The organism is Microbacterium sp. 5K110, from assembly GCF_005774735.1.
GTDB lineage: Bacteria > Actinomycetota > Actinomycetes > Actinomycetales > Microbacteriaceae > Microbacterium.
Window position 1 is genome coordinate 1 of the sequence record NZ_VBUM01000064.1, and the last position, 21,005, is coordinate 21,005.

At 67.3% G+C, this 21,005-nt stretch carries 19 protein-coding genes; 12 read left to right on the plus strand and 7 right to left on the minus strand.

Annotated elements, in window-relative coordinates; translation table 11 throughout:
• Window positions 1-51 precede the first annotated feature (51 nt).
• Window positions 52-180: a hypothetical protein gene (locus FE256_RS18580; protein WP_289508588.1), complete on the minus strand. Its 129-nt coding sequence runs from the start codon at window positions 178-180 to the stop codon at window positions 52-54.
• 339 nt (window positions 181-519) lie between these two features.
• Here FE256_RS18580 and FE256_RS13220 point away from each other — a divergent pair, with 339 nt between their 5' ends.
• The 11 genes from FE256_RS13220 (at window position 520) to FE256_RS18680 (ending at window position 13,126) form a co-directional block, all read left to right on the plus strand.
• The gene (locus FE256_RS13220; RefSeq protein WP_138176360.1) at window positions 520-1,599 is read left to right on the plus strand and encodes a sugar ABC transporter substrate-binding protein; all 1,080 of its coding nucleotides are present in this window, start codon (window positions 520-522) and stop codon (window positions 1,597-1,599) included.
• 86 nt (window positions 1,600-1,685) lie between these two features.
• Window positions 1,686-3,245, plus strand: coding sequence for a sugar ABC transporter ATP-binding protein (locus tag FE256_RS13225; protein ID WP_138176362.1), 1,560 nt, complete (start codon window positions 1,686-1,688; stop codon window positions 3,243-3,245).
• Between the two features lie 29 nt (window positions 3,246-3,274).
• Window positions 3,275-4,342: an ABC transporter permease gene (locus FE256_RS13230; protein ID WP_138176364.1), complete on the plus strand. Its 1,068-nt coding sequence runs from the start codon at window positions 3,275-3,277 to the stop codon at window positions 4,340-4,342.
• A gap of 93 nt (window positions 4,343-4,435) precedes the next feature.
• Complete coding sequence (locus tag FE256_RS13235) at window positions 4,436-5,458, plus strand: LacI family DNA-binding transcriptional regulator (protein ID WP_138176366.1); 1,023 nt, start codon at window positions 4,436-4,438, stop codon at window positions 5,456-5,458.
• Window positions 5,455-6,417: an aldo/keto reductase gene (locus FE256_RS13240; RefSeq protein ID WP_138176368.1), complete on the plus strand. Its 963-nt coding sequence runs from the start codon at window positions 5,455-5,457 to the stop codon at window positions 6,415-6,417. The genes FE256_RS13235 and FE256_RS13240 overlap by 4 nt, the downstream gene beginning before the upstream one ends.
• Before the next feature lie 34 nt (window positions 6,418-6,451).
• On the plus strand, window positions 6,452-8,104 hold the full coding sequence (locus tag FE256_RS13245; RefSeq protein WP_138176370.1) for a GMC family oxidoreductase: 1,653 nt from the start codon (window positions 6,452-6,454) through the stop codon (window positions 8,102-8,104).
• Between the two features lie 29 nt (window positions 8,105-8,133).
• Window positions 8,134-8,847 carry a gluconate 2-dehydrogenase subunit 3 family protein gene (locus FE256_RS13250; protein ID WP_138176372.1) on the plus strand — a complete coding sequence of 238 codons (714 nt, stop codon included), beginning with the start codon at window positions 8,134-8,136 and terminating at the stop codon, window positions 8,845-8,847.
• A gap of 140 nt (window positions 8,848-8,987) precedes the next feature.
• Window positions 8,988-9,980 (plus strand): LacI family DNA-binding transcriptional regulator, encoded by a 993-nt coding sequence (locus FE256_RS13255; RefSeq protein ID WP_138176374.1) that lies wholly within the window; start codon window positions 8,988-8,990, stop codon window positions 9,978-9,980.
• 290 nt (window positions 9,981-10,270) lie between these two features.
• Window positions 10,271-11,362 (plus strand): nitrilase-related carbon-nitrogen hydrolase, encoded by a 1,092-nt coding sequence (locus tag FE256_RS13260; RefSeq protein WP_138176376.1) that lies wholly within the window; start codon window positions 10,271-10,273, stop codon window positions 11,360-11,362.
• Window positions 11,363-11,441: 79 nt separating this feature from the next.
• Entirely contained in the window at window positions 11,442-12,452 is a 1,011-nt protein-coding gene (locus tag FE256_RS13265; protein ID WP_138176378.1) for a Gfo/Idh/MocA family protein, read from the plus strand.
• A 440-nt stretch (window positions 12,453-12,892) separates the two neighbouring features.
• Window positions 12,893-13,126 (plus strand): DUF8462 domain-containing protein, encoded by a 234-nt coding sequence (locus FE256_RS18680; RefSeq protein WP_490528955.1) that lies wholly within the window; start codon window positions 12,893-12,895, stop codon window positions 13,124-13,126.
• A gap of 13 nt (window positions 13,127-13,139) precedes the next feature.
• On the opposite strand, the gene FE256_RS13270 is transcribed toward FE256_RS18680, so the two are convergent.
• The 4 genes from FE256_RS13270 to FE256_RS13290 form a co-directional block, all read right to left on the minus strand.
• Window positions 13,140-13,994, minus strand: a complete 855-nt coding sequence (locus FE256_RS13270) for a PhzF family phenazine biosynthesis protein (RefSeq protein ID WP_138176380.1) — start codon at window positions 13,992-13,994, stop codon at window positions 13,140-13,142.
• 63 nt (window positions 13,995-14,057) lie between these two features.
• On the minus strand, window positions 14,058-14,444 hold the full coding sequence (locus FE256_RS13275) for an antitoxin HicB (RefSeq protein ID WP_138176382.1): 387 nt from the start codon (window positions 14,442-14,444) through the stop codon (window positions 14,058-14,060).
• A 340-nt stretch (window positions 14,445-14,784) separates the two neighbouring features.
• Window positions 14,785-15,855, minus strand: a complete 1,071-nt coding sequence (locus FE256_RS13285; protein ID WP_252371021.1) for a Fic family protein — start codon at window positions 15,853-15,855, stop codon at window positions 14,785-14,787.
• A gap of 274 nt (window positions 15,856-16,129) precedes the next feature.
• On the minus strand, window positions 16,130-16,987 hold the full coding sequence (locus FE256_RS13290) for a helix-turn-helix transcriptional regulator (protein ID WP_138176386.1): 858 nt from the start codon (window positions 16,985-16,987) through the stop codon (window positions 16,130-16,132).
• Window positions 16,988-17,208: 221 nt separating this feature from the next.
• Here FE256_RS13290 and FE256_RS13295 point away from each other — a divergent pair, with 221 nt between their 5' ends.
• A complete protein-coding gene (locus tag FE256_RS13295) occupies window positions 17,209-18,516 on the plus strand; it encodes a hypothetical protein (RefSeq protein ID WP_138176388.1) in 1,308 nt (435 codons plus the stop codon).
• On the opposite strand, the gene FE256_RS13300 is transcribed toward FE256_RS13295, so the two are convergent.
• Both FE256_RS13300 and FE256_RS13305 read right to left on the minus strand, forming a co-directional pair.
• Window positions 18,513-19,790, minus strand: coding sequence for an allantoate amidohydrolase (locus tag FE256_RS13300; RefSeq protein ID WP_138176390.1), 1,278 nt, complete (start codon window positions 19,788-19,790; stop codon window positions 18,513-18,515). The two genes, FE256_RS13295 and FE256_RS13300, sit on opposite strands and share 4 nt — an antisense overlap.
• Window positions 19,787-21,005 (minus strand): pyridoxal-phosphate-dependent aminotransferase family protein (locus FE256_RS13305; RefSeq protein ID WP_252371022.1); only part of this gene is annotated, 1,219 nt, incomplete at its 5' end. The genes FE256_RS13300 and FE256_RS13305, both read right to left, overlap by 4 nt.

Here is a 21,005-nt window from a genome sequence, read left to right on the forward strand (position 1 = left end):
GCATCGGGGCGGGAAATGCGCGCCCCACTGCACGGATCGAGCCCCGAAGGTTCACCCCTCCAGCGGCACCGCCGTCCCGGACACCCGGATGCCACCGACCGACGGCGCGTCCACCTCGAGGATGCTCGGGCGAGCGATGTGCCTCCCCTGGTGCACCGTGACGTGGAACGGGGCCGGCATCCCGAGGCGGTCGTATACGCCGTGCGCTATGGCTCGCTGACAGCCGGGTTCAGATGAACGGTAACTCCGGCATGTATCGACCGCTCGCTCTTTCGGCGTTTGGTTTCCCGGCTCGCTAGTACGCATCCCCTTCGCCTGGAATCTGATAGGGACTTGATCAGGTATTTATAGAACGCGGAGGAGCCCTAAGGCCGAATTCCACCGCCGGGACACCTCGCACGAACCTATTGCGCCCCGACGATAGTGCGCTAACATCACACTACGCGAAGGCGCGGCCCGAGGTCACTGGTGACCGATCATCCCGATGGTCACGCGGGTCATCGCACAAAGGAGTGTCGAATGAAGAACAACAGCAGAATCCGATCCGCTCGAAAAGGACTCGTATTCGGCGTGCTCGCCGCGACCGCCGTCCTCGTGGCGGGGTGTCAGACCGGTGCGGGCAACGGCGGGGATGCCGAAGCGAAAGCGACCGGCGAAGGCCTGGTCATCGGCTGGAGTCAGCGCGGAATCAGCGGCAGCGACTGGTGGAAGACGCTGGTTGAAGGAGGCCAGGCAGAAGCGGATGCAATCGGCGCCCGCATCGAACTGCTCGACGCGAACGGAGACACCGTCCGTCAGAACGCCGACGTCCAGACCCTGATAACGAAGGGCGTCGACGTCGTCATCATGAACCCGAACGACCCGATCGGCGTTGCGCCTTCGGTGCAGGCTCTCGCCGACGCGGGAATCCCCCTCGTCACCGTCAACTCGAACCTCGACGCGTCGCTCATCCCCAACATGTTCTGCTACGTGGCAGAAGACCAGGAGCACACCGGGTCGCTCGCCGGAGAGGTCGCCGCGAACAAGGCGATCGAGAAGTTCGGCGAATCCGGCGAAATGAAGGTCGTGGGCATCGGCGGATTCCCTGGCGACGTGCTCACCGACCTGCGCTTCAACGGTTTCATGCAGGGTTGGGAGTCCGTTATGGCAGAACATCCCAGCGTCGAGACCGTCAAGCTCGAGACGAAGTACGGCGAGTGGAAGCCCGACAAGGCACTCGCCCCCATCCGGGATGTGGCGACCGCCAATCCCGACCTGAAGATCGTTTACAGCATGAGTGACGTCATGAACGGTGGCGTCGTCTCGGGTCTTCAGCAGGCGGGCCTCTGGGGGGACGGAGTCATCCTGTCCAGCTACGACGGCGGCATGGTCTCCGTCAAGGAAATGATGGACAACCCCGCCGGCCCGCTGCAGGCGACGGCCTCCAACCAGCCCTGGGACCAGGGCGTCGCGGCCGTGAAGATGGCGCTCGCTGCTTACAACGACGAGCAGTCGGCATGCCCTGACCAGACCCTCTTCATCGATACCACCGTCGTCACCCCTGAGAACGCCGCCGACTACTACGTGGCCGAAGACACGTACGTCAGGGCGCAGGACTAGCACTGGGCGCCCGGCCGCGTCGTCAGCGCGGTCGGGCATCCCTGCCCCGCGGAGGGGCGAGTCGTCGCGATCCGAAGGAACACATCATGAATGCACCGACCGAGGCCCTCAAGGAGGGCGCCGCGCACGGACAGTCCCCCGTGGAGCTTGAACTCTCGGGGATCACCAGGAGCTATCCGGGCGTCCAGGCGCTGAAGGGCGTCAGTTTCGCCGTCGCGCGTGGCAGCATCCACGCTCTTGCGGGGCAGAACGGCGCGGGAAAGTCGACCCTGGTGAAGATCCTCTCGGGCGCCGAGGAGCCCAACGCCGGGACCATACGCCTCGGCGGACAGCTTCAGAGGTTCCGGGAACCCATGGATGCCCAGCGCGCCGGCATCCACACCATTTATCAGGAGCTCTCGCTCGTGCCCTCCCTCTCCGTCGCAGAGAACATCTACCTGGGTCGGCTGCCCCGCAAGCGTGGCGCGGTCGACTGGGCGCGCATGAAGATGGGTGCGCGAGCGGCGCTCGACCGCGTGGGATTCGATCTCGACGTGACCCTCCCCGTTGCGAGTTACTCGACCGCTCAGCAGCAGGCCGTCGAGCTCGCTAAGGCCCTCGACAAGGATGCACGCGTGCTCCTTCTCGACGAGCCGACCTCGACGCTGCCCCTTCCCGACGTCGAGCGGCTCTTCACGGTGCTTCGCTCCCTCTCCGAGCAGAACGTCACCCTGCTCTACATCTCCCACCGCATGGACGAGCTCTACTCGCTGTGCGATGCCGTCACTGTCTTGCGTGACGGCGTCAACGCCGCCGACCTGCGAACGGCCGACTCGGCACCTACCGACGTCGTTAGCGCGATGGTGGGCAAGAACCTCGAGGGGTCGATGGCGGATGCGGCGCTGCGCGGCGAACGCGCTCCCCGGATGGGATCCGGCGCCCGCGAACGAGCCATCCTGTCCGCGTCCGGCCTGTCCGAGGGAGAGCGTGTGAAGGACGTCACATTCGAGCTCCGCGAGGGAGAGGTGCTAGGCATCGTCGGACTGATCGGCAGCGGACAGTCCGAGCTCGCGGGACTGCTCGCCGGTGCACGCGAGCGAGAGAGCGGCCGGCTCACGATCGACGGCAAGCGTGCCGACTTCGCCGCCCCGCGTGATGCGATCCGTCGCGGGGTGGGGCTGCTGCCTCAGGACCGCAAGAGCGCGGGATTCATCCCCGACATGGGCGTCGCCGGTAACGTCACGCTCGCAAGCCTGCCCCAATTCAGCCGGTTCTCGTTCATCAACGGCAAGCGTGAGAACGCAACCGCAACCGCGATGGTCGAGCGGCTAGGGATGAAGGTCTCCAGCGTGCACCAACCCTTGGCCACGCTCAGCGGCGGCACGCAGCAAAAGGCGATCCTCGCCCGGTGGCTCGTACGCAACTGTCGCATCCTCGTCTGCGACGAGCCCACACGCGGCGTTGATGTCGGCGCGAAAGAAGACATGTACGAGCTCCTTCGCGATTTCGCCGCAGGCGGCGGCACAGTCGTCATCTCCACGTCCGAGATCAGCGAAGCAATGATGTGCGACCGCGTACTCGTCATGGCGCGCGGTCGAGTAGTCGCCGAGCTGGAGCACGAGGACATCGACCCCCAAGGGCGCGCGATCCTCTCGCACTTCGCCTGAACACCCCCAAACCTCCCAAAGGAAGATCAATGTCGCGCAACACACTTGACGGAACACAGCGTCGATCGGCGCCGAATGCCGGGGCCGGAGGCCCGGCGGCAGGCCTGCGCTCCTTCGGCAAGAAGGCGCTGCCGAAGAGTTACCTCCTGCTCGTGCTCCTGGCGATCATCGCCATCGGCTACGCCGTCTCACCGGGCTTCCTCTCCATCCGCAACGCGGAGAACGTCATTGCGGCCGCGTCAATCGTCGCAGTACTCGCTGTCGGACAGTTCTTCGTGATTCTCACCGGCGGCATCGATCTCTCGGTTGGCTCCATCCTCGCGATGTCGACCGTCGTTGTCGCCTTGACGCTGCAGACCGGCATGTCTGCGGGGCTTTCCGTCGTGGTCACCCTGTTCTGCTGCGGACTTGCTGGCCTCGTCAACGGCATCCTGGTGGTGTTCCTGCGCATTCCGCCGTTCATCGCAACGCTCGCGATGATGAGCGCGGTCAAGGGACTTAGCTACATCATTCAATCGACGAGCCTCATCCAGATCCTTGACGAGGGATTCATCGAGGCGTTCTCGCGAGGTTCCTTCCTCGGCGTGCGCAATCCCGTCTGGATCTTCATCGCCGTGACGATCGCCGGCGCGGTCCTCGCCAAGTTCACAACCTTCGGCCGGTCGCTGTACGCGATCGGTGGTAACCCGGAGGCCGCCCGTCTGTCCGGACTGCCGGTGGCGCGCAACCTCTTGATCACGTACACGATGTCGGGCGTGCTCGCCGGGCTCGCCGGCCTCATCGCCGCCGCACAGCTGAGGCAAGGCAGTTCGTTGATTGGAGTCGGCTACGAGCTTGATGCGATTGCCGCCGTCGTCGTGGGCGGTGCATCGCTGATGGGTGGCAAGGGCGACCCGATCAGCGCCGTGATCGGTGTGTTCGTTCTCACGACGATCATCAACATCATGAACCTGGTCGGAATCTCTTCCGAACCGCAGCTTGTGATCAAAGGGGCAGTGATCATCATCGCCGTCTTCCTCTCCAGCGCCGGAGGGGTCCAACGGATCTCGGGGTTCTTCGCCAAGCGATTCGGGCGCGCGCAGGCAAGCGCCACCTGAGCGCCTGCCGCCCCCACGACTCATTTTTCGCAGCTAGCCCGGAAGGGAGGTACCCCCATGTCTCCGACAACTCGCGAAAGCCGCGGACCTCGCATGATCGACGTCGCCCGCCTCGCCGGCGTCTCGCACCAGAGCGTCTCCCGAGTAGTAAACGGCTCGGGGGGAGTGAGCCCCGACATCCGCGACCGCGTCGAACGAGCGGTGGCGCAGCTACGGTATCGCCGGCATCCGGCCGCTCGCGCCCTCGCAACCAACCGCACCTTCAGCATCGGGGTGGTGAGCTTCGGCCTGGCGCAGTACGGCCCGTCGGAGGCGCTGGCGGGGATCGCCCGCGAGGCACAGGAAGCCGGATATTCGACGAGCCTGACGAGCCTGCTCGACGTGGATGTCGACAGTATGGCGGCCGCCGTCGGGCATCTGGTCGACGACAGCGTCGATGGCATCATCGTGCTCGCACCGGTGGATGCCGCGTTGACCGCTATGGCGGGTGTCGAGGTCCACGTGCCGCTCGTCCTCTTCTATCCCGGCGCGCACGCCCATGAGCAGCGGGTCGTGACTGACGAAGTGCAGGGGGCGGAACTGGCGACGACGCACCTCCTGGACCTCGGTCATCCGACGGTGCATCACATCAGCGGGCCGGCGGGGTGGCTCGGCACCTCGGCGCGCGTGGCGGGATGGCGTCGCGCTCTCGAGGCCCGCGGCATCCACCCGCCGGCGATCGTCGAGGGCGACTGGACCGCTGCGGGCGGTGCCGCGTGCGCGGCGCAGCTGGCGACGCGCACCGAGGTGAGCGCGGTCTTCGCCGCCAACGACCAGATGGCGCTCGGGGCCATCAAGACGCTCAACGACGCAGGTCGGAAGGTGCCCGACGACGTCTCGGTCGTGGGCTTCGACGACATCCCGGGGTCGGAGTACTTCCGGCCCCCGCTGACCACCGTGCGCTTCGACTTCGCGGAGGCCGGTCGTCGCGCCGCGCACCACATCTTCGAGCTCATTGCGGGCGGAAGACCCGGCCCGGCGGGCCCGGTGCTTCCGGAGCTCATCGTGCGCGGCAGTGCACGCCACCATCCCCTCACGGTCATCGAACAGACCGACGAACAAAGGAGAAATCCATGACTGTCCGACCTCTCGGCCGAACCGGCCTGCGTGTGTCCGAAATCTGCGTGGGCACGAGCGCCCTCGGGGGTTTCCCCGAGCAGTACGGGTACGACGTGGACGACGAGACCGCCGTGGCGACGATCCGGCGCGTGCTCGATGGTCCGTTCACCTTCATCGACACCTCCAACGAATACGGCGGCGGAAACAGCGAGCTGAGGATCGGGCGGGCGCTGGCCGAGCGCGGAGGCATCCCCGCCGGCGTGGTCGTCGCCACGAAGGTCGACCCGATCCGTGGGAGCTCGGACTTCTCGGGCGACCGTGTGAGGCGGTCGGTCGAGGAGAGTCTCGAGAGGCTCGGACAGGACACGCTCCCGCTCGTCTACCTGCACGACCCGGAGAAGATCTCCTTCGAGGAGGGAGTCGCCCCCGGCGGCCCGCTCGAGGCGCTCATCGAGCTGCGTGACCAGGGCGTGATCGGGCACCTCGGGGTCGCAGGCGGCCCGATCGACCTCGAACTCCAGTACCTCGCGACCGACGCCTTCGAGGTCGTCATCACCCACAACCGCTTCTCCCTCGTCGACCAGTCAGCGGAACCGCTCCTCGAGGACGCCGCGCGGCGCGGCGTCGCGGTCGTCAACGCCGCGCCCTTCGGCGGCGGGATGCTCTCGCGGGGGCCGCGCGAGGTTCCGCGCTACTGCTACCAGCCGGTCTCCGACGCGACGCTCGCGCGCGTCCTCGAGATGGAGCGTCTGTGCGACGCGCACGGTGTGCCGCTCGCGGCGGCAGCGCTGCAGTTCTCCGTGCATGACCCGCGCGTCACATCGACGATCGTCGGGATGTCTCGCCCCGAGCGGGTGGAGGAGACAGTGGCGCTGCTCGAGGTGTCGATTCCCGACGCCCTGTGGGATGCCCTACGGCCCCTTGTCGCCGCCGGTCGTGACGGCGTCGACGGAGAAAGCGCACTGGTCGGCCGCTGAGGCGGTGACGCAGGCCACGAGAGAAAGATGGACAATGACGACCAAACGTAACCCCGAACCCGTCGACGTCGTGATCGTGGGCGCCGGCGCCGGCGGTGCCACCGCCGCGAAGGTGCTCAGTGAGGCGGGCCTGAAAGTCGTGGGGCTGGAGCGTGGTCCGTGGCTCAAGCCCGAGCACGCGTCGGGTGACGAGCTGAAGTACCTCAACCGCAACTTCATCTGGCAGGACCCGAAGCTCAAACCCCGCACCTATCGCCCGAACGATCAGGAAGAAGCGGTCATCACCAACTTCTCGGCGACGCCGCAGGTGGTCGGAGGCGGAACCACCCATTGGGGCGGCATGGTGCCGCGAATGGCTGAGAGCGACTTCAAGCTCCGGTCTTTGCACGGCGACGTGCCAGGTGCGAGCCTCGTGGACTGGCCGATCACGTACGACGAGCTCGAGCCGTACTACACGCGTGTGGAGTGGGAGTTCGGTACCTCGGGTCTCGCCGGGGCGAACAAGTGGGAGGCATGGCGGAGTCGGGGATACCCGACGAAGCCGTCACCACTGAGCCAGATCGGCCGCACCTTTGCGACCGCGATGGCGAAGATGGGGCACAGCACGTTCCCGATGCCGCAGGGCATGGTGACCGAGCCGTATCGCGGCCGCGAGCCCTTCAGCGAGAACGGATTCTGGCAGCAGTATCCCGACCCGGGCACAGGGAAGTCCTCGACCCTCATCTCCTTCATTCCCGACGCCATCGCCACGGGACGCTACGACCTGCGCTCAGACTGCTACGTGAGTGAGATCCTCGTGGGGCGCGACGGCCGTGCCACCGGTGTGCGCTACCAGGACGAGGACGGCGACGAGTTCGTGCAGCACGCCGAGGCGGTCATCGTGTGTGGCGGTGGCATCGAGACTCCGAGGCTGTTGCTGATGTCGACCTCGGCGCTCTTCCCGGACGGACTCGGGAACGGCAGCGGGATGGTGGGCAAGAACGCCACGTTCCACCAGTACTCGTTCTCGGTGGGCCTGTTCGACAAGGAGATCCACGACCCGCTCTACGGCTGGGCTGGACACTACATGAGCCTGTGCTCGTTCGACTTCTACGAGACTGATGAGAGCCGCGGCCACATCCTCGGTTCGCTCATCTTCCCCTCGATGATCGGGCACCCGGTCAACTGGAGCTTCCCGGGGCGGCCCAGCTGGGGCCCCGCCGCGAAGGATGCCGACCGCGACTTCTTCAACCACAGCATGAAGATCGGCATGCTTCTGCACGACATGCCTGTCGAGAGCAACCGGGTCGACCTCGACCCGAACGTGAAGGATGCCTGGGGTCTGCCGGTCGCCCGCATCACCCACACACCGCACGCGAACGACTTCGCGCACGAGCGCTGGCAGGTCGCGAAGAACGGAGAGATCCTCGAGGCCGCCGGCGCCTCCAAGGTGATCCCCGTCAACATGGAGCGGATCACGGGGAACACCTCGCACGAACTCGGCACGGCGCGCATGGGCGACGACCCGGCGGCATCCGTCGTCGATCGCTGGTGCCGCTCCCACGAGGTGCCAAACCTCTATGTGTTCGACGCGAGCTTCTTCCCCACGGCGACGGGCATCAACCCCGCGCTGACGATCATGGCGAACGCATGGCGGTGCGCGGACCGGATCCTGCAGGTGGATCGCCACGACTGGAAGAAGCGCTGAGGCGCGGAATCGACAGAAGGAGAGAAGACATGGGACAGGCGGACTGGGTGACGGTGCCCATCGCGACGGATGACGTCGAGGGACCGATTTTCTTCACCCCGCACGAGTGGGACACGATCGAGGCCGCCACGGCGCGGATCATCCCCACCGATCACCATCCCGGTGCTCGCGAGGCCAAGGTGGTGCGATTCATCGATCGGATGCTGGCGGGCACGCAGTTCGTGTTCGCGGCCGCGGACGGCGTGGGCTTTCTCCGGATGGAGGGGCTCGAGGAGCAGGCCTGGCGAGAGCGGATCGACACCCGGCGGGCGTTCTACCGTGAGGGCATCGAGCGGCTCGACGCCCTGGCGCGGGCCAAGGCGAACCGCGACTTCGTCGGGCTCTCCGAGGACGAGCAGGACGCCGTTCTCGAAGAACTCGCCGGAGCCCCCCGCCCTGCTCGGTACTCCGTCTCGAGCGATGCGAATGAGGGGAAGGGCGGGGCACCGGCGGGCAACCAGCCGGTGAACGAGGATCTCCTCGAGTTCTTCCCGCTCCTCGTGCTCAACACCAGGCAGGGGTTCTATGCCGACCCCGTATACGGGGGCAATGCGCATCGCATCGGTTGGGCTGTCGTCGGCTTCGACGGTCCGCCGACGCTGAAGAGCACGATGGACGGGTCGTACACGACGCGGAAGTACATGGTCGAGGGAGCGGAGTGGCCCTACGATCGTCACCCCGAGGTGCTGCGCTACCGGCGCTGAAGCCCGAACCTCCGTCCGGGCTGCCCGTCGGGGGAGCCGGTGCGCTGCATAATGAGGTCATGTCCGCGACTGCAGCCCCGGTTCCCCCGAGGCGGCAGAACACCCGAGAACGACTTGCTTCGCGAGGTCGCGGCGCGCGCATGATCGATGTCGCCCGGCTCGCCGGCGTCTCGCAGCAGACGGTATCCCGTGTCGTCAACGGCGCGACCAATGTCGCCCCCGAGATCCGTGAGCGCGTCGAGACCGCGATCGCCCAGCTGCGATACCGACGCAACCCGGCGGCCTCCGCGCTGGCGAGCAGTCGCACGATGACGCTCGGCGTTGTGAGCTATGAGCTGTCGGTGCTCGGACCATCCGTGGCGCTGTACGGTATCTCGGAGGAGGCTCGCAAGCACGGATACTCGACGCGGCTCGTGACGCTCGGCTCGCTCGACCGGGCGACGATCCAGGGCGCGCTCGACACCATCGGACCGGATGCCGTGGACGGCATCATCGTGCTCGCCCCTCTCTACGATGCTCTCTCCGTGGTTCACGCGCTCGACACCGAGACGCCGATCATCACGTTCGAGCAGGGTGCCCCGGAGAGCGCGACCAGCATCTCGATCGACGAGGTTCGCGGGGCGCGCCTCGCCGTGGGTCATCTGCTCGATCTCGGCCACGAGTCGGTCTTCCACGTGATGGGGCCGGCGGGGTGGATGGCATCCGATGCGCGGTCACGCGGGTGGACGGAAGAGCTCTCGGCCCGCGGGAAGGTTGCCCCGCCTTCATTCCGCGCTGAGAGCTGGTCAGCAGAAGAGGGGTACCGTGCGGGACTGCTCCTCGCCGACCGCGACGACGTGACTGCCGTCTTCGCCGCAAACGACCCTTTCGCGCTCGGGCTCATCAAGGCGTTCGAGCACCGGGGTCTTCGCGTGCCCGAAGACGTCAGCGTCGTCGGGTTCGATGACGTCAAGGAGTCGGCCTACTTCCGACCCGCGCTTACGACGGTCACTCTCGATTTCGAAGCGATCGGACACATCGCCGTGACCCGTCTGCTTGAGATGATGCGCGATGAGGCGCATGGCGACATCCCGCTGATTCAGCCGACGCTCGTCGTGCGCGACACGACCGCGCCACCTCGCTTCCGCCGCTGACGGTCCTCGCGCGCTCGGAGAGCAAGCCGTTCGTGGCGCTCAAATAGCGCTATCTCATGAACCAACGCTGTCGCCCGGTCATGTCTTGAGAAAAACACCTCTGAACAGGTGCTTAATGCGGAGTATTGCACTTCGCCAAGTGCTGCAATACGCTGAGTGAGCGCTAACTTAGCGATGGCAGTGGAGCCGTCACTCTCACGGAAGTGGGCCGGCCGTCTCCGCCGCCCGTACGTACACACCCGGACTACGCCGCCCGCAGACCGGCGCTCCGGTACACAAGGGAGAAACACATGATTGACCCGTTCGCCGTTGTGGCAGTGTCGCCCCGGACCTTCACCGTGAAGAATCCCGGCGATGGTGTCGAGAACGTCAAGCGAATCAACGAGTTCATCGACACGGCCGTCATGGTCGGGGCATGGGAGGGAGCGCCCGTCAAGCTCGTCGTCCTGCCCGAGATGGCCATCCAGGGCATGATCGCCAACACGCCGGGCAACCGGGAGAGGGAAGCTCACTTCGCGGTGACCATCCCCGGTCCCGAGACCGACGAACTCGCCAAGAAGGCCCGGCAGCTCAACTCGTTCATCGCCGCCGAGCTCTACATGGTGAAGGACGACGACTTCCCCGACCGCCACTTCAACGTGGCGTTCATCATCGATCCCAACGGCGAGATCGTCTACAAGCGGTACAAGGCGACGAGTGACGCCTACGAGGGCGGCATGCTCGGCAACATGAACCCGCACGACGTGTGGGATGAGTTCATTGAGAAGAAGGGCAACGGGAACGTCATGGACGCGATCTTCCCGGTCGCCCGCACCGAGATCGGAAACATCGGCATCGCAATCTGTCACGAGGGCGTCTACCCCGAGGTCGTTCGCGGTCTCGCGATGAACGGCGCCGAGATCATCATCCGGCCGACGCTGATCGAGCCCGCCGTACAGAACGGGATGTGGGAGCTGCAAAACCGTGCCCACGCAATGTTCAACTCCGCGTACGTCGTCGCGCCGAACCTGGGACCCGAGTACCGAGAGGACGGGGGAGTACAGGACCTGTTCGGTGGACAGTCGATGATCGTCGGCCCGCGCGGGCAGATCCTCACTCAGCAGCGGGGATGGACGACGGGTGATTCCTTCGTGTGCACGACGATCGACATCGAGGCGCTGCGTCGCGCGCGGGTCGCAAATGGCCTCTACAACCAGTTCAAGGATCTCCGGACTGAGCAATACCGGGCGATCTACGACACCCCGATCTACCCGAAGAACCAGTACCTCGACGCTCCGCCCGAGGAGAACTGGCTGGCGCGTGAGGACGCGACTCGTGCGCAGAACATCAAGACGCTGATCGAGCGCGGAGTGCTGACACCGCCGACCGGCTACGCCGGCTGATCCACCGAGTGTGGGCGGCGGATGATCTCCGCCGCCCACACGCACGCACGCACGCACGCACGCAGAAGAGGAGTACCGGATGCGAGGGGTCGGAATCCTGGGAATGGGTCGGTGGGGTCAGACGTGGATGCGCGTCCTTGCGCAAGAGCCTGGCGTCGAGGTCGTCGCCGTTGCTGCTCGAAGCAGACAAGCAGACGTCAGCTCGCGCAATCCCCTTCTACGCGTCTACGGCGACTATCGCAGCCTCCTCCGCGATCACGGCCTCGATGCCGTCATCGTGACGCTCCCTCCGGGGGAGCACCTTGAGGCGGTACGGCTCGCGGTGGAGCGCGACCTGCCCGTCTTGTGTGAGAAACCTCTCGTCGGGACGCCTTCAGAACTGCAGGACATGATCGCGATCGGTGACCGGGCCGCCGCCACGGTTCGGGTCGACCAGAACTATCGCATGCGCGCATGGGCCCGCACCGTCTTGGACCACCTGCCCACCATTGGCCGACTGCGCCGCGTCAGCATTGAATTCGCACAGCCGGAGCTGACCGACGGTGAGCGCGCGGTGCTCGCACACCCGCTCCTCGCAGACATGTCGATCCACCATCTGGATCTCTTGCGTTTCCTCACAGGGCAGGAGGCTTGTGCGCTCAAGGCCCAGGTCGGCCGCCCCCACGATGCACATGTGTGGGGAATGACTGACGTCGATGCCCAGCTGGTGCTCGCCGAGGGTGCCGAGGTCTCGTACCGCGCCACTTGGGCGGCCCGTCAGCGCCCGACGACGTGGGACGGTGACTGGGTGTTCGAGGGCGACGAGGGAGAGATCTCTGTACGGGATCTGAGCCTACGCATCCAGGCGAACAGGCATCCGCTGCGGATCGTCCCGCCGTCACCCGTGATGGACGACGAGGATCTCCTGGCTGCCTGGCGGGCCTTCGTGTGCGCAATGGAGGGAGAGGAATGTCGGCGCCTGCCCACGATTGCCGACAACGCCCGCAGCCTGCGCCTCGTCTTCGACATCGCGGAGGCCGCGGGCGTGCCAGATCCCGGCGCTCGACTCGCAGCGCCCGGTAGCGCCGGGCCCGCGTCGGCGCCCCGCTAGGCTCCGCCTCCATCGGCGAGATCGGCAGAGGTGCACGCCGAGCGAGGTCTCGGCCGACCTTAGGCTCCCGAGAGATAAGTTCGGTGAAGCTCCTGATCAATCTCCCTGTGGTCCTCGTCGGGGCAGGACTCCCCTAGCCGCCTGACCTGGCCGGGGCGCCAAGTCATACGCAGAGCATCTGTTCGAGTTCCCGGCTATCGGCGCACTCACAGCGCCGACGAAAGTGACGCGCTAGCGCCGCCGGCAGAGCGAAACGGCGTCAGCTGCACCCAGGAGAAGATCACCGCGATCATTGGGCTCAACCACGGGTATCCGTGTTTTCTACAGGAATGGGGATATCACCTGTGGAATCTCAGTACAGAACAGGTCATCGAGATTGACGGCGTCATCGGCGCTCAGGGTACCGTCATCGACTATCTCGACCGGAACCTCTTCCTTGCCTGTTTCGACAGGCTCATACCCAAGGAGAAGGAGCACCTCGCAGCGATGGCAAGCCTCGGACCCAGGCCTATCGATCCGGCGACATTGCAGCGCAGCTAGACGTGAAGGTAAAGAGCGTTGCGTTGCAACGTTCCGGCCTCCTCACGAAAGGAATGATCTTCAACCCCGCGCACGGCGACACAGCCTTCACTGTCCCGCTGTTCGCCGATTTCATGACGCGGAGCCATCAGTAGGTACGCGACCGGCTCAGCCCTCCAGCGGCACGGCCGTCCCGGACACCTGGATGCCACCGACCGACGGCGCGTCCACCTTGAGGATGCTCGGGCGACCGATGTGCCTCCCCTGATGCACTGTGACGTGGAACGGGGCCGGCATCCCGAGGCGGTCGCGCAGGTACGCGCCGAGCGCGGCGGCGGCCGAGCCCGTGGCCGGGTCTTCGGTGATGTCGCCGACCGGGAACAGGTTGCGCGCCTCGATCACCGCACCGTCGGCGACTTCGCCGGCTGCGTGCACCACCGTGACGGTGCCCGTCCAGCCGCGCTCGTCCATCAGCACCCGCAGCGCGTCCGCCTCGTACCCGAATGCGTCGAACCGCTCGAGCGTGCGGACGGCGACCACCGGATGCCAATTCCCCGCGAAGGCCTCGGCGAGTGGCATCCGCGGGTCGAGGTCGTCGGCGTTCAATCCGAGCAGCCCGAGCAGCGGTACGGGGTCGTGGAAGTCGCGGAGCACGGGTTCGACGCTCGTGAAGCCCGCCGCGATCCGGCCATCGTCGTCCCGCGTCGAGACGTGCACGTCGCCCGCGGTCGTCTGGAACACGAACTCCCCCGGCCCCTCGGCCTCGGCCAGAGCGACCGCCGTGGCGATCGTCGCGTGACCGCAGAACGGCACCTCGGCCTCGGGCGAGAAGTAGCGCACCCGCAGCCGGTCCCCGTCGCGGGCCGTGACGAACGCCGTCTCGGGATACCCCAGGTCAGCCGCGATCCGCAGCATGCCTGCGTCGTCGAGGGCCGCGGCATCCAGGACCACTCCGGCCGGGTTGCCGCCGCCCGGTTCCGCGGCGAAGGCGAGCAGGTGCAGGGTGCCAGGGGCATCGGTCATGCGTCGATTCTCCTGGCCGCGAGCCGGGACGTCGCGGGCCAGTTGGCTTTCGGTGGCCACCGGCTAGGACGCCTTCGCCTTCTCGATCTGGTACACCCGCTGCTTGCTGATCCCGAGCACTCGTCCGACGTCGGGAGCGGTGTAGTGGGTACGGAGGGCCGTGACGACGGCGCGACGACGTTCGGCTGCACGTGCCTGCGCGCGGCGCGCTTCCGCTTCGTCATGCTCGGCGGCGACCCACTCGGCGAGCAGCTGCTCCGCCCCGCTGACTTCGAGACGGACGGCGACCTCGGCGGGGTCGACGTCGAGCCACATCGCGGCGACACCCTGCGCTTCACGGTCGACTTCCTCGAGCGAGCGCGCTTGTCCACCTGTGCCGAGCCGGGGGATGTCGAACACCCACCACCGTCCTTCGCGCTCGACAGTCACGTCGAAGGTCTGGATACTCATCGGTTTCCTCTCACTTCCAGGTCGGGGGAAGCGTGACCCCGGCTCTTTCGATCTGTCGCAACACCCCCACCGACACCTCTCGGTGCCCGACTGGAATCGATGCTCTTTGAGATCCGTCGGGAGGCCCTAGAGTTCGTGACTCCCCTGCCCGCCGCGAAACCGGATCCATCCGAGCCGCTTGAGGTGCTTCAGCACCGTCCGCGTCTTCTGGGCTCTCCCTTCGAGAATCTACCCCGGGATTGCCTCGCGTCAAGAGGGGTCTAGCCCGTCGGGCCGACGATTTCACCCGCAGTTCGCCGGGCGTCAGCCGCCGGACCACACGGATCACTGCTGCGACCCTTCAGTGCCGCCGCATCCCCGCAGCGATCCGCGAGTCGAGCACGGTCAGCTCCGCGAGGAGGTCGCTCGCCGCCCACACCTTGTCGCGCTTGCGGCCCGTGATCTCCTGGACGACTCCGGCCTCTTCGAGCCGTGCAAGGGCGGTATAGGTCGCCTGCCCTCTCACTCCCGCGACAGCCTCCACGTCGTCGACCCCCATCACCGGGTTGTCGAAGAACGCGGGGATCAAGGCAGCCGCAGCTGAGCCGCGACGCGCCTCCACCCGTTCCGCCCACTCATCGGGAAACGCCGAAATGCGCCGGATCGACTCGCGCCCGGCTTCCGCCGCCACCGTCGACGCGCGCAGGATCAGTTCGAGCAGGGGCGACGTCCCGCCGTCGCGATAGTCGGTGAGCGCGTCGAAGTAGTCCTCCCGCCGCGCGAGTAGCCCGCTCGCCACCGGAACGACGGTGTTTCGAGTCACATCCCGCCGCCGCAGGATCGCGCCGATGAGTGCACGCCCGATACGACCGTTGCCATCGCCGAACGGGTGGATCGACTCGAACTGCGCGTGCGCGAGTGCCGCCTGCGCGAGAGTCGGGATGTCGTCTCGGTTGGCGAATCGCACGAGATCGTCGAGGAGCTCCCCGACCATCTCCGCGGGCGGAGGAACGTACAGTGCACCGGTCGGGCTGTAGTCGCTTCCGCCGATCCAGTTCTGGCTGTCCCGCAACCGTCCGGCGTAGGGACCTTCGATGAGATCGTCCCGCATGAGGTCACGGTGGGCTCGAAGGATGTCCTCGACAGCGATCTGCCCCGCGCGCCCTGCCGCCTCGACCATTGTCCCGAGGGTCGTCGTGGCGGCGACCATGCTCATCGCGGACGTGTTCGACTTGTTGCCCGCGAGAGCCCGCGCGAAATCCTCAACGGACGCCGAGACTCGCTCGATCTTCGAGGATGCGACTGACTCCGTGCGAATGAGGAAGCGCGCCAGCGCGACCGACTGACCCGTTGCCTCCGCGTCCATCGCGCCCAGCGCGAGAAGCGCGGCTTCGTTCGCGCCGATCAGGTCGGTGGGGATGCGAACGTCCACGTCAGCAATGAAGGGGGGAATGCGCGTCTCGACCGCGCGCAGCATCCGATCCTGCTTACTGCCTCCGCGGCGTTCTTGCTTCCAGGGCACGACTCGCGAACCGTGGGGCGGCCACGCCGCTACAACCTCACCGAGTTCCGGTTCGTTGGGTGGGCTTTCCGGGGTCATAACCTAGACCAATCGCGTCGTTAGTCCATGTTAGAAGCTCTAACCTAGATTAACGGCAACGTTACTCTTGGTTCCGCTTCGATTCGGATGCCAATTCCCCTCCGATTCACCGCCCATCCCGGGTGTCCCGGTCGCGACGGGCGTGCGACAGAGCGCGGGCCGACGGGAAGCCCGACCGTCGCGCGATTTCGGTGGACGAGAGCCCCGTGGCGGCGAGGGCGTCGGCGAGTTCGAGGCGGCGTGCGCGCAGCGCCGAGCGCGGCGTGCTGCCGTGCCGCGCGAAGACGCGCGCCAGGTACTGCCGCGAGACGTCGAGTGTGCGGGCGAGCTCCTCGACCGTGAAGTCGGGATCGGCGGCCCGCTCGGTGAGGACGCGCGTCGCGGCGGCGAAGGTGGCCTGCGCCGAACGGAACCCCGAGGCATCGGCATCAGCTCCGGGACGTCCGGCGATGAGCGCGGCGCACAGGCTCTCGATCGCGTGTCCGAGCGCCGACTCCGCGGCGACGCCCAGGCGGTGATCGCCGTTCAGAATCGCGTTGACGGTGGATGCCAAGGCCCGCCAGGCCGGGCTGTCATCGGCGCCGGGGAGTGGGGCGGGGTGGCCGAGGAGGCTGTGGACGGAGAGGATCTCGATGCGGGCCGTGGGGTGGCTCGTGGTCGCGCTGGACAATGCGGCGTGGGGATAGAGGAGGGCGTCGCCCGCTTCGAGTTCGGCGTTCGTGTCGGTCATGCGGAGGGTCGTCGAACCCTCGGCTTGGAGGACGAGAATCGAGCCTGGGCCCGACTCGTCGAGCGGCTGGATCGTCGCACCCGTGTGCCACACACGCCGGATGGTGAGGGCCGCGACCTCCGCTTCGTCGGCGATCAGGATGGTCGGCACGCGCGGATCGGGGGCCGCGGCGAGGGAGCGCTCGGCGAACCAGTCGATGACAGCGGACCCTTCGACCCGCAGGCTGCGCGCCATGGTGCTCCGATCTGGACGAGACGTACTCCCAGCGTCGGCGCTGACCACCCGCCCTGTCGGCGGGACGGCTGCGGATTCACCCGGTGAATCGCTTGTGCGCTCGGTCGGCCCGGGACGGCACAGTTTTGTCGTCACCCTCGCGGCCGCGGACAACCCGCGCTTGGCCGGGACACGGGGCCGTCGGGATGCTGCGGATACCCGAACCCGAAAGGCATTCCCTTATGTCTCACGATCCCGAAACTTCAGCAACTTCGTCGCCCCGCGCGTCCGCCCCGTCCCGCCGCACGATCCTCACCGGCGCCGCGTGGTCGGTGCCGGTGATCGCCGCGGCGTCCATCGCGCCGATTGCATCCGCCTCGGGCGTGACGGCGCTCGCGTTCGACAAGGCGACGTATAACGGCACCGCGTGCGGAACGATCACCGGTGCGTACGTGACCGTCACGGTGGGCGGTGTTCCGACCGCCGGCCAGAGCGTCACCGTGACGCTGAGCGATGGGTACACGTTCAGCGGCGGTGCGACGACGACCACCCAGGTCACAGGGACGGACGGGCGCGCGAACCTGCCAGCGATCAACGTGCCGGCGGTAGGAGGCAGCGCGACGCTCTCGGCCTCGGTACTCCCGACTACCACCGCGACGGCGAGTGTGACCTCGGCATCCAGTTCATCGACGTGGATAGCGAGGGACAGCCGGACGAGCTCGGGAACCTTCTCCAACGTTCCCACCTCCGCCACCCCACTCGCCGGATGGGGCTACTTCCTCGACGGGACGACTCTCTGGTACAACAACGCCATCCTCGACACCAACGTCACCAAGGTCAGCAGCGGCAGCCTCTGGAACTCCACCGGCGGCCTCGACTGGGTCCAGTACCTCAAGGGATCTACCTGGACCCACAAGGACAATCGCGGTTCATCCGGCACCTTCTCCAACGTTCCCACCTCCGCCACCCCACTCGCCGGATGGGGCTACTTCCTCGACGGGACGACTCTCTGGTACAACAACGCCATCCTCGACACCAACGTCACCAAGGTCAGCAGCGGCAGCCTCTGGAACTCCACCGGCGGCCTCGACTGGGTCCAGTACCTCAAGGGATCTACCTGGACCCACAAGGACAATCGCGGTTCATCCGGCACCTTCTCCAACGTTCCCACCTCCGCCACCCCACTCGCCGGATGGGGCTACTTCCTCGACGGGACGACTCTCTGGTACAACAACGCCATCCTCGACACCAACGTCACCAAGGTCAGCAGCGGCAGCCTCTGGAACTCCACCGGCGGCCTCGACTGGGTCCAGTACCTCAAGGGATCTACCTGGACCCACAAGGACAATCGCGGTTCATCCGGCACCTTCTCCAACGTTCCCACCTCCGCCACCCCACTCGCCGGATGGGGCTACTTCCTCGACGGGACGACTCTCTGGTACAACAACGCCATCCTCGACACCAACGTCACCAAGGTCAGCAGCGGCAGCCTCTGGGACTCCGTCGGCGGCAACAACTGGGCCCAGTACCTTCGGGCCACGGCCTGCTAACCCCGCTCCGCCCCCAGCCCCAGCACCGCCTCGGCGAGTGCCCGGATCCCCGCCGCGACGTCGGCGGCGGAGACGGCCTCGTCGGGGTGGTGACTGATTCCATCGGGGTTGCGGAGGAACAGCATCCCCACCCCGGTGATGGCCCCGATCGCCATCGCGTCGTGACCGGCGCGACTGAACAAGGTCGGGGCCTCACCGCCGATCCCGGCCCGCACGACGTCCTGCAACAGCGGCTCGCAGAACACCGCCGGTGCGGAATGCACCTCGCGTGACCGCCAGCGCAGGCCGCGGCGGCCCATGATGGCATCCAATTCCGCGGAGATCTCGGACCACGTGTGGTCGCGGGTCTCGTCGAACTCGCCGCGCAGGTCGAGCGAGAACACCGCCTCGCCGGGCACGACGTTCACCGCCCCCGGGAACGCTTCGAGCTGCCCGACCGTGCCGACGATGTGGTGCTCGGCGCGGCAGATGCGCTCCACCGCGAGCGCCGCCTCGCTCGCGCCGAGCAGCGCGTCGCGGCGCATGTCGTAGGGTGTGCCGCCGGCGTGCCGAGCCTCGCCCTCGACGACGAGCTGGAACCGCCGCGCTGACGCGATCGACGACACCGCCGCGAGCGGCAGCCCCGCGCGGTCGAGCTCGGGACCCTGCTCGATGTGCGCCTCCAGGTACCCGACCAGCTCCGCAGATCTGCGCGCGGCCTCGCCGACGCGGCCCGGGTCGAGGCCGAACTCGCGGAACGCCTGCCGCAGCGTCGAGCCGTCGGCATCCGTCAGATCCCACCAGGACGGATCCCACTGCCCGGCCACGGCCGACGACCCGAGGAGCGCCTTGCCGAAGCGCGTGCCCTCCTCGTCCGAGAACGCGATCACCTCGAGCGCGAACGGGAACGGACTGGATGCCACCCCCTCGTCGTCCACGCGACGGACCAGCCGCACCACCTCGAGCGCCATCAGCACACCCACGATGCCGTCGAAGCGCCCGGCATCCGGGACCGTGTCGAGGTGCGAACCCATCAACAGGGCCGGGGCGTCGCGGGCGCCGGCGGGGGCCAGGCGACCGACCTGGTTGCCTGCCGCGTCTTGGCGCGTGGTCATGCCGAGCTCGCGCATCCACTCCGCGGCGAGACGGTTGACGCGGGCGTGCTCGGGCGAGAGGTAGACGCGCTCGATCCCGCCGGTCATCGAGCTGACGCGCGCGAGCTCCTCGCAGCGGCCCATCACGCGGCGCGCGGCCGACGCGATGCGCTCGGGCGCGACCTGCAGGCGCGTCCTCATCCGGCGGCCCCGGCCGTGACGGCGGCCCCGTATACGCCCTGCGCGGCCTCGACGCCACCGCCCGCGGCGACCGCCGCGCCGTGACGGCGGAGCACCGTCTCGAGCGCGGCGAGCGTCGTGAGCACGGCATCCTTCCGGGCGTTGTAGCCCATCGTGCCGATGCGCCAGACGCGCCCGTGCAGCGGGCCGAACGACGTGCCGATCTCGATCCCGAAGTCGTTCAGCAGCTCGGCGCGCACGGCGTCGCCGACGACGCCCTCGGGGATCTCGACCGCGACGACGTTCGTCATCTTGTGGGCGACGTCGCCGAAGACGGTGAGCCCCAGGCCCTCGACGCCGGCGAGCATGGCGTCGCCGTGCAGCTGGTGCCGCGCGATCACTTCGTCGCGGCCTTCGAGCAGCAGCACGCGCGCGCACTCCCGCGCGCCGTAGAGCATCGTGGTCGCCTCGGTGTGGTGGTTGAGGCGCCGCGGACCCCAGTAATCCAGGATCATCGCGAGGTCGAAGTAGTTCGAGCGGATGAAGTCGGATGCCTCGGCATCCCCCTCCTCCCGGATCCCCGCCTCGACCCGGGCGCGCGACCGCACGACCTCGACCGCGCGCTCGGACAGGCTGATCGGCGCCGAGCCGGAGGGTCCACCGAGGCACTTCTGCAGGCCCGCGGTCGCGGCATCCAGGCCCCAGGCATCCATCTCGAACGGGTTCCCGCCCAGAGACGCCGTCGCGTCGGTGTAGAACAGGGCGCCGTGGGCGCGGCAGATCTCGCCGATCTCGTCGAGCGGCTGGAGCATCGTGGTCGACGTGTCGCCCTGCACGCACGCGACGACGTGCGGCTTCACCCGCTCGATCGCCTCGCGGATCGTCGAGACCGGGAACACCCCTCCCCACGGCACCTCGATCGTGTGGACCTCGGCGAGCGCGCGCTCGGCGATCTCCTTGAGCAGGTGGCCGAAGCGGCCGAAGACCGGGACGAGCACGCGGTCGCCGGGGCGGATGAGAGACACCATCGCCGCCTCGATGCCGGCGCGGCTCGTGCCGTCGATGAGCAGGGTCGCGTCGTTCTCAGTGCCCCAGACCTGCCGGTACAGCTCTTGCGTCTCGTTCATCGTCGCGGTCATGAACGGGTCGTACTGCCCGACGAGCGGGGCGCCCATCGCGCGCAGGACGCTCGGGTACGCCGAGATGGGGCCGGGGCCCATCAGCAGACGCGCGGGC